We start from the raw sequence: 16,309 nt of genomic DNA on the forward strand, positions 1-16,309 counted from the left end.
ATTGCGCTAATGTAGGCAGCAGTGAAGATATTTAACAGATGATTTATTTTATCGCTGGATAAGATGGGGTTATGCTGGCTGTCACCTTACCCAGCATGACTCTATTTACGGGGACATATGTCAGAACCCTGGCGCCGATTGCCTGCGTTATCGCTAAAGCAGATACAGTATTTCGTGACCCTCGCAGAGCTGCGTAGTTTCACTGCTACGGCGCACCGTTTGGCTATTAGCCAGCCGGCGTTAAGCAGCGCGCTGAGGCAAATCGAATCGGTTTTGGGCGGCAAATTGCTAAACCGCACTGCGCAGTCGGTGACTCTCACCGATCAGGGGCTGGCGATTCTGCCATATGCCGAAAGAATGCTGAATATTGCGCATAATACCCTTAACGATATGCAGCAGATTATGGCGCAGGGTGGTGACGGAACACTGCGTATCGGACTGGTGCCTTCAGTCAGCACGCTGCTGTTTCCAGCGGTACCGGAACTGCTGGCGACGCGTTTTCCCGGTATGCGGGTTGAGTTTCATGACTTGACTAACGATCGTTTGTTGAGCGAGCTGGAGAAGGGGGCAATTGATTTTGGCGTTGGTTCGCTGGACAGCTCCGTGCCTGAGCACGTCGAGGTTTATCCGCTGCTTGAAGACCCTTTTGTGGTGGTGATGCGCAAAGACGATTTGCTGGCTGAGGCCCATCATCTTCCGTGGCGGCATTTGTCACGACGCCCAATTGCCATCTTTCAGAAAGGGAACATCCATCGGCTTGTAAACTCGCTAATTGAGAGCCACCGCTTAAGTTTAAATATTGCCTATCAAGTCGATTTTCAGGAAACCTTATACGGACTGGTGCGCTCAAGGCTGGCACTGGCAATTTTGCCAGAATTATATACCGCCACGCTAAATGATGAAGAATTAACCGTTGTGCATCTTCAACAACCAGAATTAACTCGAACGGTAGCCATGCTGCGTGCGCCTTCGCCATTACGTTCGCCAAAAACTGAGCAATGCTTCGAATATTTGTTACAGGCTTTCCGAGATAAAGTGAAAGTATTGGTTGCTAAAGGAATATAAGACCAAGGCGTGAATAGTTTTGATTATTGGAATACATTAGAAATATAAATGTGTTAATTGGCTTTAAAACCACAGAATGATTAATTAATAGCAAAAACGGGCACGATGCCGAATGCTATCAGGCACAGCATAGGAATTTTTTTAAGTCTTCAGGTGAGAGCATCGAGCCGATATTGCTATCGGCTCAACGAGGTCATGTGCGAAAAACTAGCGAACGAACTTCCATACGGCGGTAGGGATTTTATCGTACAGCTTATTCATCGTCAGCTCAGCTAAACGATGATCGGCAGCAGAGTAAAACAACTCCAATTCATCATTTGAAAGTTCGTATTTGTTTTTCTCGATGACACGTTCAAGTGTATCAATAGTGGTGCATTTTCTTAAACGCATCAAATAGTCGATTTTGTTCATCATGGCCTTTTCAACAGTATTTATAATCTTTAATAAATTAAGTTTTAAGTTTTCATCAGGGCACACACGTAGTCCCCTGAGAACATTCTGAATAGTCGTTTCTTGGTTTTTTGCCATTGACGTAAATCAGAATCATTTATTCCGTAATTGCTGAACAGGGTATAGGTATCATCGAGATACTCTTCCACCAAGTCGCTAAGATTAGTTTCGTCCGGGTATTTAATTTTAAAGCTCATGATGAAAGAGGCAATATGCTCAATCAGGTCATTCAACTGCAGATTAACTGCTGACGTTGGATCATTGACCCAGCCGTGATGGCTGTCTCCCAGGGTTGCAATTCCTTCATCATACAAATTTTCGTTGAGGAACCGCAGCTGCGCAATATCATGTCGCTTAGGCGAGTACTCATCCATATCATCCCCTCCGTAATGGTTATTCGGTGTGACAACACTCTGTGAGTAAACAAAAACTGTAAATAAACAACAAAATCCGAGCTAACCAGGGACTGCTAGTAAAACGTAATTATCCGATAAAACTAAACTTTAAGGTGCTCAATATTGCGTGCCAGTAACGGAACCAGATTGGATCTTTGTTGATAACCCGGGTCATTATCTTGTCGGAGGATGTAAATCGTGACTTAATAATGCACTCACAATATAAATATAATCTAATTTTTAGAAACTGTGCAAACCTATTACTGAAACTTACAATTCACTCTCAGTACCCGCAGAAGAAAAATCTATTATATCGAACTCCAAACCTTCTGGTTTAACGATAAATGATACTGACTCATTTGAGTTTTCAACTGAGTTTAGGTCAAGGCAACCATTAAAAATGGTCCAGTCAAAAGCGTAACTCATTGAATACGATTGATTATTTAATAGCTCAATGGACGTTATGACTAGTGAATCCGGGGTATAACGGGCATTATACGAGTAATAACTTAAACCGGCAGTTAATGGAACTTCAATCACTTCAATATTAGATTCTATTATCTGCTTTAGTTCCGTAATGCCTGGATTCGTCCCCTTAAAGTTATGGGGAATCAATTTTTTCATAAGAGTTATCTGATCAAAAACTGGTCTAAATGAATTATTGCATATTTTTTTGCCAAAGTGGGAAATGAAACTAAAAAAAACAAGTGTTCCTAATTATTTTAACTGTTTGATTTTAATTGATTTTATGTATTGTTGATAATTAATTACGCTTTGCTGACATCCCTTTATCGCATTATTTCGCAAATTTGCGAGCCAGCTCAATCGGAAGCCAGGCGATTAACCACACTTTCGCAAGGTTTTGCCTCTGCTAACTTGAAAAATCGCTTAAAATGTGGTGTTATATTATAACATCTCTAGAGCAATCCATTATGACTAAGACGCTTTTTACCCTTTCTGCATTTTCCCGCTGTGCTATTGCTCTAATTTTATTGGCAATTTTGTGGTCAGGGATCTATTGGGCTATCTCTTTACCATGATAAACATCTCCAACCTCGAAGTGGGCTATGAACGCCGTGCCGTGGCGATGCCATTAAGCGGAACAATTACCGCAGGTTCCCTGACTGCCGTTATTGGTGCCAATGGTGCCGGAAAGTCTACCTTCCTGAAAACGTTGGCTGGCCTGCAACCGCCAATCGCTGGCAGCATCGTTTTTACCGGTCCCTCAAACAAGAATAAACGTCCTCAGCTGGCTTATTTACCTCAGCAAGCCGAACTCGATCGCCAGTTCCCCATCAGCGTTTTTGACCTCGTTGCGATGGGTTGCTGGCCGCAAAGTGGCCTGTTTGGTGGTATCAGCCGTGAGTCCGAGCGTCAGGTGCTTGAGGCACTTGAAACCGTGGGTATGACCGAAATGTGCCATTCTGCGGTGGGCGAACTGTCCGGTGGTCAGCTGCAACGTACGCTGTTTGCTCGTCTGTTGATCCAGCAGGCACCGCTTATCATGCTGGATGAGCCCTTTACTGGCATTGATAGTCAGACCACTCAACTGTTGCTCAAAGTGATAAGCCAGTGGCACGAGCAGGGAAAAACGGTGATCGCCGTTCTGCATGACATTGCCATGGTTGCCCGCCACTTCCCGCAAGTGCTGTTTTTGAGTCAGCAGCAAAATATTTGGGGAACTGCCGACGAGGTGTTGTGCCATTTCCCCCATCGCGATCATGCCTGCATCCTGGCCGACGAGTTCAGCGAGCAGCGGAGAGTTATTACATGATGTGGTTTCATTTATTAGTCGATCCTTTCGTGCAGTTTGGATTTATGCGCCGCGCACTGATCGCCTGTCTGGCTTTGTCCATCAGCGCCACGCCGTTGGGTGTTTTCCTGTTATTACGCCGTATGAGTCTGGTTGGCGACGCCTTAAGCCATGCGGTATTACCCGGTGCGGCCATTGGTTATTTGATTTCTGGAATGTCGCTGGTGGCGATGGGCGTCGGGGGATTTATCGCTGGACTGGCCGTTGCGATGCTCTCAGGCGTGGTTAGCCGCCGTACTCAACTAAAGGAAGACGCCAGCTTTGCCGGTTTTTATCTCGGATCTCTAGCCCTCGGCGTGACGCTGGTTTCCCTTAAGGGTTCCAGCGTTGACCTGCTGCACGTTTTATTCGGTTCAATTCTGGCGATTGATTCCCATGCTTTACTGATGGTCGGTTCAATCAGCAGCGTCTCATTGCTGATTCTAGCCTGCATTTATCGCGCTTTAGTGATTGAGTCTTTTGATGCGCTGTTTTTGCGCGTGAGTTCCGGCAAATGGCTGGCGGTGATTCAGGGGATATTCCTGGCATTGGTGGTAGTAAATCTGGTCGCCGGTTTCCAGATTTTGGGCACTCTGATGTCGGTGGGATTAATGATGCTACCTGCTGCCAGTGCGCGCTTTTGGGGGCGTGATCTGCCGCATACGCTGCTGATTGCCATGTTCATCGGCATGATTTCCAGCGTGTTTGGGCTTATCTGGTCTTACTATGCCTCGCTGCCTGCCGGTCCGGCAATTGTGCTCAGCGCCAACGTGATTTTCTTTATCTCAGTTCTGTTTGGAACGCGTGGCGGGATGTTGACTGCCTCGCGACGTTAAGCTGTACCAATAAAAGAAGTACTTATAAAGGAGTGGAAATGAAACTTTTACCTGTTGCTCTGTCAGTAGCTGCCCTGCTGTCGAGCCCGCTGGCGATGGCCAAAACGGTGAACGCCGTTGCCAGTTTCTCAATCCTTGGGGATATCGTGCAGGAAGTCGGTGGTGACCACGTTAAAGTCACTAGCCTTGTCGGCCCCGATGGCGACCCGCACAGCTTTGAACCTGCCCCGCGCGACAGCAAAACGCTGTCCACCTCTGACTTGGTGTTTGTCAGCGGGTTGGGTATGGAGGGCTGGATGGATCGCCTGATCACGGCTTCAGGCTATCACGGCAAAGTCATTGTTGCCTCGCAGGGCGTGGATTCACGTCAGATGAAAGACGATGGCAAAGTGGTAACCGATCCACACACCTGGAACAGCATGGCTAACGGCGTTATTTACGCAACTAATGTGATGAATGCACTGATTGCCGCTAACCCGGAAGATGCTGATTACTACCGTCAGCACGGCGGTGCGTACATTGAAAGTCTGAAAAAACTCGATAGTTGGGCCAGGCAGGAGTTCAGCGGCATCCCGATGAACAAGCGTAAAGTGTTGACCAGCCATGACGCCTTTGGATATTTCGGTAAAGAGTACAACGTGACCTTCCTGGCTCCGGTCGGTTTCTCTACGGAGTCCGAGGCCAGTGCCAGCGGTGTGGCATCATTGATCACACAGATTAAAGACGAGAAGGTGAAAACCTATTTTATCGAGAATCAGACCGATCCGCGTCTGGTAAAACAGATTGCTGCTGCCACTGGCGCGCAACCGGGCGGTGAGCTTTATCCTGAATCACTTTCTGGCCCACAGGGACCAGCAACGACCTATGAGAAAGCCTTTACTCATAACGTGGAGTCGATTGTCGCCAGTATGAAATAATATTTAACCTCCCCAAAACGCGAATAGCCAATGGGGAGGCATCAAGTTTCCACTTCTTTAAGATGCAACAAAGCCCCGTTGGGCAGCAACGGGGCTTTTTTTATGGCTGGCCAAGCCTCCATCCACGCTGGAAATCAGCGTTTCTTTTTACCACCCTGCACGGCTTTGAAGCGCGGATTGCTTTTGCAAATCACGTACAGACGGCCTTTACGCTTGACGATACGGCAATCGGGATGACGATTTTTTGCCGATTTCAACGAACTCAATACCTGCATTTACCTCTCCAAAATAACTTATTTCTTACCCAGGAAGCTGCCAAAACGCTGTTGGAAGCGTGCAGTGCTGCCTTCTTTTGAGAACTCTTTCTGCTTGCCTGTGTAGTACGGATGAGAAGCAGAAGAGATATCCAGGGTGACATACGGGAAGGTTTTACCTTCCAGTTCAATGGTGCGATCGGTCTTTATGGTCGATCCCACATGGAAATACTCGTCAACGCTGGTGTCATGAAAAACCACGGTGCGATAAGCCGGATGAATGTTTTCTCTCATAATGAACCCTGAAATGTAATGTTATACTATAACAATTATTATGCGCGTATTAAGTCAACGCATCAAGCACGAATTAAAAGTTTTTTAGTAATCGACAGCAGAGCAGGGCAGATTGGGCATAAAAAAAGGGCCGCTTGCGCGACCCTTGGGGATGCTAAATTTTATTCAGTTAGTGGTGCGGTGTTTCCGTTGGCTGAGTATGGCTCGTTTCCTCGACCTTCTTACCAAAGCGGCGGCGGACCACCACGAAGAACACTGGAACGAAGAAGATAGCCAGCAGAGTCGCGGTGATCATCCCGCCCATTACGCCGGTACCTACCGCGTTCTGCGCGCCGGAACCTGCGCCTGTGCTGATTACCAGCGGCATAACACCGAGAATAAAGGCCAGCGAGGTCATCAGAATCGGGCGTAAACGCATACGTACCGCCTCGAGCGTTGCCTCTATCAAGCCTTTACCTTCTTTATCCATCAAGTCCTTGGCGAACTCGACGATTAAGATGGCGTTCTTCGCCGACAACCCGATGGTGGTCAACAGGCCGACCTGGAAGTACACGTCGTTGCTTAATCCGCGAGCCGTAGCCGCAATCAACGCGCCGACTACCCCGAGCGGCACGACCAGCATGACCGAGAACGGAATCGACCAGCTCTCGTATAGCGCAGCCAGACACAGGAAGACCACAATCAGCGAGATGGCATACAGCGATGGGGCCTGGTTACCGGAGAGCCTTTCCTGATAGGACATACCGGTCCAGTCGAAGCCGATGCCGCTTGGCAGTTTGGAAGCCAGAGACTCCATCATTGCCATCGCTTCACCACTGCTCTTGCCCTCAACCGGCTGGCCGAGAATTTCCATCGACGGCAGCCCATTATAGCGCTCAAGACGTGGAGAACCGTATTCCCATTTGGCGGTGGAGAAGGCGGAGAATGGCACCATTTGCCCCGAACTGCCGCGAACATACCAGTTTTCAATGTCTTTAGGCAACATGCGGAATTTCGCATCGCCCTGAACATACACTTTCTTCACGCGACCGCGGTCGATAAAGTCGTTCACATAGCTGCCACCCAGTGAAGCACCGAGCGTGGTATTAATGTCGGAAATTGACACCCCAAGCGCGGTGGCCTTCTCCTGATCGATTTCCAGCTTGTACTGCGGCGTATCTTCAAGACCGTTAGGGCGCACGCCCGACAGCAAATCTGGATGCTGAGCCACTTCGCCCAACAACTGATTACGCGCCTGGGTGAGTTTGTCGTGCCCAAGGTTTGCCTGGTCAACCAGCTCAAAGTCAAAGCCGGTAGCCGTACCCAGCTCAACAATCGCTGGCAGGTTGAAGGCAAACACCATTGCATCTTTGATTTTGCTGAACTCGCCCATCGCGCGGCCAGTAATTGCTGCGACCTTATTCTCGGCACCGCTGCGCTCGGACCAGTCTTTCAGGCTGACAAAGGCGATACCGGTGTTCTGACCCCGTCCGGCGAAACCAAAGCCGTTAACAGTAAACACCGAGTTAACGTTGGCTTTTTCTTTGGTCAGATAGTAGTGGGTGACTTCATCAAGCACCTTTTCTGTTCGTTCCTGAGTGGCACCGGCTGGCAGCTGCGCCATGGTCAGGAACACCCCCTGATCCTCTTCCGGCAGGAAGGAGGTAGGCAGGCGGACAAACAGAAACGCCATGCCGACGACAATCAGCAGATAGATGATCAGATAACGGCCGGTACTGCGTAAAATATTGCCGATGCTGTCAGTGTAATGATGAGTACTCTGCTCAAACTTCTTGTTAAACCAGCCAAAGAAACCAGAGGTTTTACCGTGACTGCCCTTGGCAACCGGTTTGAGCATGGTGGCACACAGCGCCGGAGTCAGAATCAAGGCTACCAGCACTGACAATACCATCGCCGAAACAATAGTAATCGAGAACTGGCGATAGATAACGCCGGTTGAACCGCCAAAGAAGGCCATCGGGATAAATACCGCCGACAGCACCATGGCAATCCCGACCAGCGCGCCCTGAATCTGCCCCATAGATTTTATGGTCGCCTCTTTCGGCGGCAGACCTTCCTCGGCCATCACGCGCTCGACGTTTTCGACCACTACGATGGCGTCATCCACCAATAGCCCTATCGCCAACACCATCCCAAACATCGTCAGGGTATTTATTGAATAGCCAAAGGCGGCGATGATCGCGAATGTTCCCAGCAGGACTACCGGCACGGCGATTGTCGGGATAAGCGTAGCGCGGAAGTTTTGCAGGAACAGATACATCACCAGGAAGACCAGCACGATAGCCTCAATCAGGGTTTTTACTACTTCCTGAATCGAGATCTTAACAAACGGCGTGGTGTCGTAGGGATAAACGACTTTCAGCCCGCTCGGGAAGAACGGCGACAGTTTCGCCAGCTCGGCTTTGACGGCAGAGGAGGTGTCCAGGGCATTGGCATTGGTCGCCAGTTTAATCCCCAGTCCGGCTGCCGGCTGGCCGTTAAATCGCGCAATAACGTCGTAACTTTCACCGCCGAGTTTGATATCTGCTACGTCTTTCAGGCGCACCTGCGAGCCGTCAGGATTCACTTTTAGAATGATCTGACCGAATTCGTCTGCCGATTTCAAACGGGTCTGGGCAACAATCGATGAGTTGAGCTGTTGGCCTGGTACCGGTGGCGTTCCGCCCAGCTGACCCGCGGCCACCTGGTTGTTCTGCACGGTGATGGCGCTGATTACGTCAACCGGAGTCAGCTGATAATTGTTCAGCTTGTTCGGGTCCATCCAGATACGCATCGCATACTGCGCACCAAATAGCTGAACGTCACCGACGCCCGAGGTACGGCTGATAGGGTCTTTGATATTGGAAGCGACGTAATCGGCGATGTCGTCCTGCGTCATGTTGCCGTCTGACACAAAGCCGGCCACCATCAGGAAGCTACTGCTCGATTTCTGAACGCTAATCCCCTGTTGCTGCACTTCTTGCGGCAACAGCGGCATCGCCAGTTGGAGTTTGTTCTGTACCTGAACCTGCGCGATATCCGCGTCAGTACCGGATGTGAAAGTCAGGGTGATTTGTACCGCACCAGAGGAGTCACTGGTGGATGACATATACATCAGGTTATCGATGCCGTTCATATTCTGTTCGATAACCTGAGTGACTGTATCCTGTACCGTTTGTGCATCGGCGCCAGGGTAATTTGCCGTCAGCTCGATAGCCGGCGGCGCAACCGTAGGATATTGTGCAATAGGTAATTTAAGGATCGACAGACCCCCGGCCAGCATGATGATGATGGCAATTACCCAGGCAAATATCGGGCGTTGTATAAAGAAATTAGCCATTGATAACCGGCTCCTGTTAAGACTTCGTGGCGTCTGCTGCTGGCGCGTTCTGGTCAGCTTCTTGAGCGGTTACCTGAACGCCGGGTTTTACTTTTTGCAGGCCGGTAACGATGATTTTGTCACCCGGCTTGAGGCCATCTGTCACTACCCACTTGTCGCCAATGGCTTGCTGAGTGGTCACAGTACGAAGTTCCACTTTGTTATCGGCGCCGACAACCATCGCAGTCGCATCGCCACGAGGATTACGGGTGATACCTTGCTGAGGAACCAGCAGGGCATTGTTATTTACCCCTTCATCCAGGCGGGCACGAACAAACATGCCAGGCAGCAGGTAATTTTGCGGATTGGGGAACACGGCACGTAAAGTGATGGAACCGGTGGTTTCATCAACGGTCACGTCGGAAAACTCCAGCGTGCCCTGTTGTTGAAATTGTTTACCGTTATCTAGAATCAGCGTGACCTTGGCTTTACCGTCTTCCTGTTTCAGCGACCCGTCGGCCAGTTCCTGCTTCAAGCGCAGAAAATCATTGCTGGACTGGGTTACATCGACATAAATAGGGTCAAGCTGCTGCACGGTAGCCAGCGCATCAGTCTGGCTGCTGGTCACCAGCGCGCCCTCAGTAACGGACGATTTGCCGATACGGCCACTGATCGGGGCGATAACTTTGGTGTAGGCAAGATTAATGCGAGCAGTCTCTACCGCCGCCTTGGCCGCTACGACTGAGGCATCAGCCTGCAGGGCAGTGGAGGTCGCGGTGTCATAATCTTGTTTACTGATGTAGTTGGTGCCTAAAAGGGGTTTATAGCGGTTCACCGTAACGCGGGCAATCTGTGCGCTGGCCTGGGCCTTGGCCAAATCGCCTTTCGCACTGTCATAGCTTGCCTGATAAGTTGCGGGATCAATCTGGTAAAGCGAGGTTCCAGCCTTCACTTCACTGCCTTCAACGAAATTACGTTTCAGGATAATCCCGCTGACCTGTGGGCGAACTTCGGCGATGCGAAAGGCTGAGGTGCGTCCGGGAAGTTCTGTGGTGACGTTCAACGGCGCGGCTTTTAATGTGACGACGCCCACTTCAGGAGCTTTAGGGGCTTCCTGTTCGGTTTTTTTATCGTTACATCCTGTAAGAGCTAACCCACCGGTTAGCATCAGAACGACCGCCAGAGGCGTTAGCCCTCTGTTTTTGTTCATAAATAAACCTCAAGTGTCCGATATTCAAAATGTAATCAATGGATTCTTAGTGTTACATTCCATTGCTATTTTTTAGTATATTCGCACTATGTTACATACATTTATGAATGTATGTAAATCAAACTCCCTACGAAGTCTGAAGATCCACAGCGCACAAGGCATGAAATTTTGATGTAATTGTTGCGTACTACGATATCCGATTTGAAACGGCGTTCACTGATGGAAATCATATTTCACAATTGTGAATTTGTTGGGGAGATGAGTTCCGCTAATGAAGCTCGTAAGACTCTGTATATGGAAGGTTATGGTTTGGGCCTCCGCAATCAGTCAACTCATTTTATTGATACTTATATCTAGATGTTGGGGATATGTCCAAGCTTGATTAATAGTAATTAACTATGTCCAGCAAGTCGTGTCGAGTTTGGTAAAGATTTACAAGTTTGCTTGACTCGAGGCACATTCACCTCATACGCAGTGGGCTGCTGGCATGCTAATATTGTTCATCTATGATTGAATTAAGTTGACTATGCTTAGCCGATTCGCTGACTTCCGTTACTTGTGCTCCAGCCCATCTGTTTCTCCCTTTTCAGGACTCGTCAAATTCCTGCTGATTGCATTGGTTTTTTGCGCTGCGATGTTAACGATTCCGCAGGCCGATGCTGCAGGAGCTTTTGACGTTCCTGCTCGTAGCGATGTACAGAATCAGCTTGACGCACTGGGTAGACAAAAAACGCTGACTCCGGCTGAAAAGCTGACGCAGCAGGATCTCTACCACACGATGGAACTGCTTGATGCGCTTGATAAAGTCAGGCAGCAGCAAAGTCAGCTCAGGCAACAATTGGCCGACGCACCCAATAAATTGCGTCAGGCCACCGACGGTCTGGCAAAGCTGCAAAATCAGACCTCCGATGCTGCCACCAAAACCACGCTATTAGCGATGCCGTTGCATGAGCTTGAAAATGAGCTTGTTGATACGCTCAATGACTTACAGTCATCGCAGAACAATCTTTCTACCTTTAATACCCAGCTTATTTCGTTGCAGACTCAGCCGGAAAGGGCGCAGAGCGCGATGTACAGTTATTCGCAAAGTCTGGAGCAGGTGCGTAATCAATTAAACGGTATGTCACCCAACCAGCAGGACCTGCGTTCTACTCAACAAGTGATGCTGACTACCGAGCAAACACTGCTGAATGAGGAGGTTGATTTCCAGCGTAGCAGCCTTGAAGCCAATACCACCCTTCAGGACCTGTATCAGAAACAGCGCGACTATATCAACGCGCACATTGCTCAGTTGGAAGCTTACACTCAGACGTTGCAGGAGATTATCAACGGTAAACGCCTGACTCTTTCCGAACGCACAGCCAAAGAGGCGCAGACGTCAGACAGCACCACCGATTTGCAAAAAGATCCGTTGGTCAGTCAGGAACTGGGCATTAACCGTGACCTTAGCCAGCGCCTGATTGCCTCGACGGAAGAAGGTAACAAACTGCTACAGCAGAATATCACCGTTAAAAATTGGCTCGATCGTTCGTCGCAGTCCGAGCATGACTTGAGTGAAGAAATCAGTGTGCTGAAAGGGAGTTTGCTGCTATCAAGGATTCTTTATCAGCAGCAGCAAAATACCCAGCCAACGGCCAACCTGATGACCGACACCCAAACGCAAATTGCTGACTTGCGTCTTGAGCAGTTCAATCTCAATGAGCAGCGTGACGAGCTTTTCCAGGGGGATGATTATATTCAGAACCTGGTAAAAAACAGTAAAGAAACTATTAATGACGACATCAGTGATGCCCTCGAGCAAATCGTTGATACAAGGCGTGATTTACTGGATCAACTGAACAAGCAGCTTGGCAATGAGCTGGCGCTGGCGATTAATCTGCAAATTAATCAACAGCAGTTGTTAAGCGTTAACGAAACATTGAACGACACGCTGACGCAGCAGATTTTCTGGGTAAGCAGCAACAAGCCCATGGATTGGCAATTTTTGAAAGCGCTGCCCGATGATGTTAAATCCCAGGTCAGCGGTCTGAGCTTAAAAGTCACCTGGATTGATTTGCGGCAGGGCCTGGTGCGTTCAATTCCCGTCACTGTGCCGATGTTGGTCGTCATTCTGATTTTGCTGTGGCGCAGAAAGTCGATTAACCAACGTATCGAGAAGTTGAGCAGCGATGTAGGTCAATTAAAACGTGACTCTCAGCTGCACACGCCGCAGGCTTTGATATTGCTGTTATTAAGAGTCGCTCCGGGAATATTGCTGACCCTGATGGTAGGTTATTGGTTTTCAGTCTGTGATATTAGCGTCAACGGTTTCTTGTGGACTTTGGCCCAGCGTATCGCTGTATTCCAGCTAGTCATGGGATTCTGTTACCGCATGCTGGCACCACAGGGCGTCAGCGAGCGGCACTTCAATATGACTGCCTCAAACTGCGCGCATTATCGACGCTCAATTTTACGCCTGTCATTGACTATGCTGCCGCTGATTTTCTGGACCGTGCGCGGTGAGAAAGTTCCGTTGGGTCTGGTAGATGACACTATTGGCCAGGTCGTGGTTTTACTGACGTTAGCCACGCTGTCGGTGCTGCTGTTCCCGATGTTCCGCGAAGGCTGGCGCGAGAAAAATGCTCACAGTGTGCATCTGGTGATTGTAACGGCGATTGCTCTGGCGCCGGTATTTTTAATGGGCCTGATGTTTGCAGGATACTTTTACACCACGCTACGGCTGGCCAGTCGCTGGCTGGAAAGTCTTTACCTACTGATTATCTGGAACATTACCAGCCGGGTAGCGCTGCGCGGGCTGAGCGTAGCGGCAAGGCGTCTGGCCTATCGGCGTGCGCTGGCGCGTCGACAGGTGGTGAATTCCAAAGAAGGGGCTGACGGCAGCGAGCAGGTCGAAGAGACGCCGATGGGGCTGGATCAGATTAACCAGCAAACCCTGCGTCTGATAACCATGGCCCTGTTTATCGTATTTGCAGTGGTGCTTTACCTGATTTGGTCGGATTTGCTAACGGTTATTTCCTACCTCGACAGCATAACCATGTGGCACTCATCGGTGAACGTGGCTGGCAAAGTGGTCGTTCAGACTGTGACGCTAGGCAGCGTGTTACTCGCTTTTGGCGCAGTGATCATTGCCTATGTGCTCACGCGCAACCTGCCGGGTTTACTGGAGGTATTGGTCCTTTCCAGGCTCCAGCTGCGGCAGGGCACCTCTTACGCCATTACCACAATTATGACTTACACCATCACGGTGATTGGCGCGATCACCGCGCTGGGATCGCTGGGCGTGTCATGGGATAAACTCCAGTGGCTGGTGGCTGCACTGTCAGTTGGGTTGGGCTTCGGCTTGCAGGAGATCTTCGCCAACTTCGTTTCGGGTCTGATTATCCTGTTTGAGCGCCCGATTCGGATCGGCGACACAGTAACCATCGGCAGTTACTCGGGGTCCGTAAGCAAGATCCGCATCCGTGCCACTACGATAACCGATTTCGACCGCAAAGAAGTGATCATCCCCAACAAGGCATTTGTGACTGAACGCCTGATTAACTGGTCGCTGACAGACACGGTTACCCGCGTGGTGATCAAAGTTGGTGTGGCCTATGGCTCTGATTTGGATAAGGTTAAAGAGATCCTACTGCAAGCGGCGAGCGAAAGTTCGCGGGTGATGAGCGATCCGAGCCCGACGGTTTACTTCCTGACCTTTGGTGCCAGCACGCTGGATCATGAGCTGCGCGTTTATGTTCGCGAGTTGGGCGATCGTAACGTGACTGTGGATGAGTTGAACCGAAAAATTGACAGGCTGTGCAATGAAAACGACATTAATATCGCTTTCAATCAGTTGGAAGTTTATCTGCATAACCAGAACGGCAATGAAATTCAGATAGTCGATCGCCCGCTAACACTGCCGGATGAGGAAAAACCGGTCTAGCCAGGAAACGAGAGAAAAGGATTGGCCAGATAAAAGCGTCGTCTGCTTGCAGTCAGTCTACATTAAACCCGCAGGCAAAATCATCGGTAGCTTATGGACAGGCTACCGACCGGATTTTTAAGCTTTTCCTGATAGTCCTTTTTCACAATCTCCAATGCCGCCAACGCTACGTCAGGGGCAATTTCGTTACATTCCAGCAGATAGATCAGATCTACCGCGAGCTGTAGTTCGGGAGAGGCGTTTTCTATGGACATAAGCGTTCCACTTAAGCTTGGCGTTGGTCGAAAGGTCATTACTGCATAAACGACGGCATCCAACCACGGCGTGTAATCGAGTTAACTAGTATAGAGTTTTTGACTCAACTAACGACGGTATTTTTCAAATTTTGTGATAAGAACGTCAAAAACCTCGTTCCTGACGTTCGATGCTACGCTCGATTTTAATCAATGCCTGACGACAGCGCATCAATCTTCCTTCCAGTGCCGCCAGCTCTTTCTGGATATGCTGCTGCTCTTTAAAGGTTTCTACCTTGCCCAGCTTGCTTTCGCGATCCTGAATCATGCCTATCAGGCGGCGTTCGTACTGCTGATGCTCGACCAGTTTGCTGTAGTAATCGCTGCTTTTAACTTCTTTCTGTTTGTCGGCCGTGCGCAGCGTTTGGGTAGCCAACTCACGTTGCAGGGCGGTTATCTGCGATACCAGCCGTTCTGCGACGTAGGCCACCTGAGCGCTGCGATTCTCGGCAACCACCTGCCGTAGCTGAGCGAAATTAGTACGCACTTCCACCAGATATTCGCGAAGCCGTGTGCCTTTAGTGGAAAAAAGCGTTACGTCAAAGCGCGCCTGCTGTGCGGTGGCGTGGGCGATCGGTTCTATCTCCAGCGCCAGAATTTCAATTTGCTGCTCCAGCGATTGCATTAAGCTTTGCGTACTCACCGAGTTTCTCCAAAACGATTATTTCCGCCGATTATGCGGCAAACGTGGTGTGAAAGCATGCATTACGCGCAGCTAATCAGAGAACACCAGTTCGCAGTGGTTGACCTGAAGCAACAAAACAGGCGATCATGTTCGGCTGTGGGTTGCTTTTTAAAGTAGCTTTGCATAGATTTGGGCGACTCGACCGCGTGTCGTCCCCAACTTATTTTCTTGAATAGCTCGTCAGACTCGTTCGCTGTTGCCATTTGTTACGCCGATTCATTCGGAGCAAAGGTTATGGTTTGTATCGCGCTGGCGCTGTTTGGGTATGAATCGATTTTATTATGAGCGCTACCGTTATGACCGCTACTGCACAGCAGCTTGAGTTTATTAAAGACAGTATCAAGACCATTCCCGACTATCCAAAGCCGGGCATACTGTTCCGTGATGTGACAAGTTTGCTAGAGATCCCAGAGGCTTATCAGGCCACTATTGACCTTCTGGCAGAGCGTTATCGCAACACTGGTGTCACCAGGGTCGTCGGCACAGAAGCACGTGGTTTCCTGTTTGGCGCACCTGTCGCGCTGGCGCTGGGCGTGGGCTTTGTGCCCGTGCGTAAGCCCGGCAAACTGCCACGTGAAACTATCGTTGAAGAATACGAGCTGGAATACGGCACCGATAAGCTGGAAATTCACACCGATGCCATCAAACCAGGCGATAAAGTGCTGGTTATCGATGACCTGCTGGCCACGGGTGGCACCATCGAAGCTACCGCCAAGCTGATTCGTCGTCTCGGCGGTGAAGTGTCCAACGCGGCATTCATCATCAATCTGCCAGAGCTGGGCGGTGAGAAGCGTCTTAACGGCCAGGGTGTTGAGTGCTACTGTCTGGTTAACTTCGCCGGCCACTAAAATCCGTCGTCCTTCGAGCTACAGGGTTGTTGGCCGCCTTTGCTTACCCC

16 protein-coding genes are annotated in these 16,309 nt (G+C 49.7%); 7 read left to right on the forward strand and 9 right to left on the reverse strand.

The genetic code is table 11. From position 1 onward, the window contains the following. The first annotated feature begins 117 nt into the window (after positions 1 to 117). Positions 118 to 1,065 carry a LysR family transcriptional regulator gene (locus SPM24T3_RS22190; protein WP_009639078.1) on the forward strand — a complete coding sequence of 316 codons (948 nt, stop codon included), beginning with the start codon at positions 118 to 120 and terminating at the stop codon, positions 1,063 to 1,065. Between the two features lie 207 nt (positions 1,066 to 1,272). On the opposite strand, the gene SPM24T3_RS22195 is transcribed toward SPM24T3_RS22190, so the two are convergent. From SPM24T3_RS22195 to SPM24T3_RS22205, 3 genes are all read right to left on the reverse strand, one after another. Next, positions 1,273 to 1,476 (reverse strand): HHA domain-containing protein, encoded by a 204-nt coding sequence (locus SPM24T3_RS22195; RefSeq protein WP_009639079.1) that lies wholly within the window; start codon positions 1,474 to 1,476, stop codon positions 1,273 to 1,275. Positions 1,477 to 1,520: 44 nt separating this feature from the next. Further along, positions 1,521 to 1,889: an Hha toxicity modulator TomB gene (tomB, locus tag SPM24T3_RS22200; RefSeq protein WP_009639080.1), complete on the reverse strand. Its 369-nt coding sequence runs from the start codon at positions 1,887 to 1,889 to the stop codon at positions 1,521 to 1,523. Positions 1,890 to 2,180: 291 nt separating this feature from the next. Further along, positions 2,181 to 2,534: a hypothetical protein gene (locus tag SPM24T3_RS22205; RefSeq protein WP_009639081.1), complete on the reverse strand. Its 354-nt coding sequence runs from the start codon at positions 2,532 to 2,534 to the stop codon at positions 2,181 to 2,183. A gap of 412 nt (positions 2,535 to 2,946) precedes the next feature. On the opposite strand from SPM24T3_RS22205, the gene SPM24T3_RS22210 reads away from it, so the two are divergent. The 3 genes from SPM24T3_RS22210 to SPM24T3_RS22220 are packed head-to-tail and all read left to right on the forward strand — an operon-like array spanning position 2,947 to position 5,455. Continuing rightward, positions 2,947 to 3,684 carry a metal ABC transporter ATP-binding protein gene (locus SPM24T3_RS22210; RefSeq protein WP_009639082.1) on the forward strand — a complete coding sequence of 246 codons (738 nt, stop codon included), beginning with the start codon at positions 2,947 to 2,949 and terminating at the stop codon, positions 3,682 to 3,684. Further along, positions 3,681 to 4,538, forward strand: coding sequence for a metal ABC transporter permease (locus SPM24T3_RS22215; protein ID WP_009639083.1), 858 nt, complete (start codon positions 3,681 to 3,683; stop codon positions 4,536 to 4,538). The genes SPM24T3_RS22210 and SPM24T3_RS22215 overlap by 4 nt, the downstream gene beginning before the upstream one ends. A 38-nt stretch (positions 4,539 to 4,576) precedes the next feature. Next, complete coding sequence (locus tag SPM24T3_RS22220; RefSeq protein ID WP_009639084.1) at positions 4,577 to 5,455, forward strand: metal ABC transporter substrate-binding protein; 879 nt, start codon at positions 4,577 to 4,579, stop codon at positions 5,453 to 5,455. A gap of 134 nt (positions 5,456 to 5,589) precedes the next feature. Here SPM24T3_RS22220 and ykgO read toward each other — a convergent pair whose 3' ends face one another. From ykgO to SPM24T3_RS22240, 4 genes are all read right to left on the reverse strand, one after another. Beyond that, positions 5,590 to 5,730 (reverse strand): type B 50S ribosomal protein L36, encoded by a 141-nt coding sequence (ykgO, locus tag SPM24T3_RS22225; protein WP_009639085.1) that lies wholly within the window; start codon positions 5,728 to 5,730, stop codon positions 5,590 to 5,592. 18 nt (positions 5,731 to 5,748) lie between these two features. After that, the gene (locus tag SPM24T3_RS22230) at positions 5,749 to 6,003 is read right to left on the reverse strand and encodes a type B 50S ribosomal protein L31 (RefSeq protein ID WP_009639086.1); all 255 of its coding nucleotides are present in this window, start codon (positions 6,001 to 6,003) and stop codon (positions 5,749 to 5,751) included. Positions 6,004 to 6,172: 169 nt separating this feature from the next. Next, the gene (gene acrB, locus SPM24T3_RS22235) at positions 6,173 to 9,322 is read right to left on the reverse strand and encodes a multidrug efflux RND transporter permease subunit AcrB (RefSeq protein WP_009639087.1); all 3,150 of its coding nucleotides are present in this window, start codon (positions 9,320 to 9,322) and stop codon (positions 6,173 to 6,175) included. A 16-nt stretch (positions 9,323 to 9,338) separates the two neighbouring features. Further along, complete coding sequence (locus SPM24T3_RS22240; protein WP_009639088.1) at positions 9,339 to 10,511, reverse strand: efflux RND transporter periplasmic adaptor subunit; 1,173 nt, start codon at positions 10,509 to 10,511, stop codon at positions 9,339 to 9,341. A 180-nt stretch (positions 10,512 to 10,691) separates the two neighbouring features. Here SPM24T3_RS22240 and SPM24T3_RS24915 point away from each other — a divergent pair, with 180 nt between their 5' ends. Together SPM24T3_RS24915 and mscK are read left to right on the forward strand one after the other, a co-directional pair. Then, complete coding sequence (locus SPM24T3_RS24915; RefSeq protein ID WP_255346534.1) at positions 10,692 to 10,868, forward strand: hypothetical protein; 177 nt, start codon at positions 10,692 to 10,694, stop codon at positions 10,866 to 10,868. A 169-nt stretch (positions 10,869 to 11,037) separates the two neighbouring features. Continuing rightward, positions 11,038 to 14,433, forward strand: coding sequence for a mechanosensitive channel MscK (mscK, locus tag SPM24T3_RS22245; protein ID WP_009639089.1), 3,396 nt, complete (start codon positions 11,038 to 11,040; stop codon positions 14,431 to 14,433). Between the two features lie 80 nt (positions 14,434 to 14,513). Here the strand turns inward: mscK and rsmS are convergent, their stop codons facing one another. Both rsmS and priC read right to left on the reverse strand, forming a co-directional pair. After that, positions 14,514 to 14,687 carry a pleiotropic regulatory protein RsmS gene (gene rsmS / locus SPM24T3_RS24920; protein WP_009639090.1) on the reverse strand — a complete coding sequence of 58 codons (174 nt, stop codon included), beginning with the start codon at positions 14,685 to 14,687 and terminating at the stop codon, positions 14,514 to 14,516. 145 nt (positions 14,688 to 14,832) lie between these two features. Next, positions 14,833 to 15,369 carry a primosomal replication protein PriC gene (gene priC, locus SPM24T3_RS22250; protein ID WP_009639091.1) on the reverse strand — a complete coding sequence of 179 codons (537 nt, stop codon included), beginning with the start codon at positions 15,367 to 15,369 and terminating at the stop codon, positions 14,833 to 14,835. A gap of 338 nt (positions 15,370 to 15,707) precedes the next feature. Between priC and apt the strand changes: the two genes are divergently transcribed. Further along, the gene (gene apt / locus SPM24T3_RS22255; protein ID WP_009639092.1) at positions 15,708 to 16,259 is read left to right on the forward strand and encodes an adenine phosphoribosyltransferase; all 552 of its coding nucleotides are present in this window, start codon (positions 15,708 to 15,710) and stop codon (positions 16,257 to 16,259) included. The last annotated feature ends 50 nt before the right edge of the window (positions 16,260 to 16,309 follow it).

The organism is Serratia sp. M24T3, assembly GCF_000257645.1.
Taxonomy (GTDB): Bacteria; Pseudomonadota; Gammaproteobacteria; order Enterobacterales; family Enterobacteriaceae; genus Rouxiella.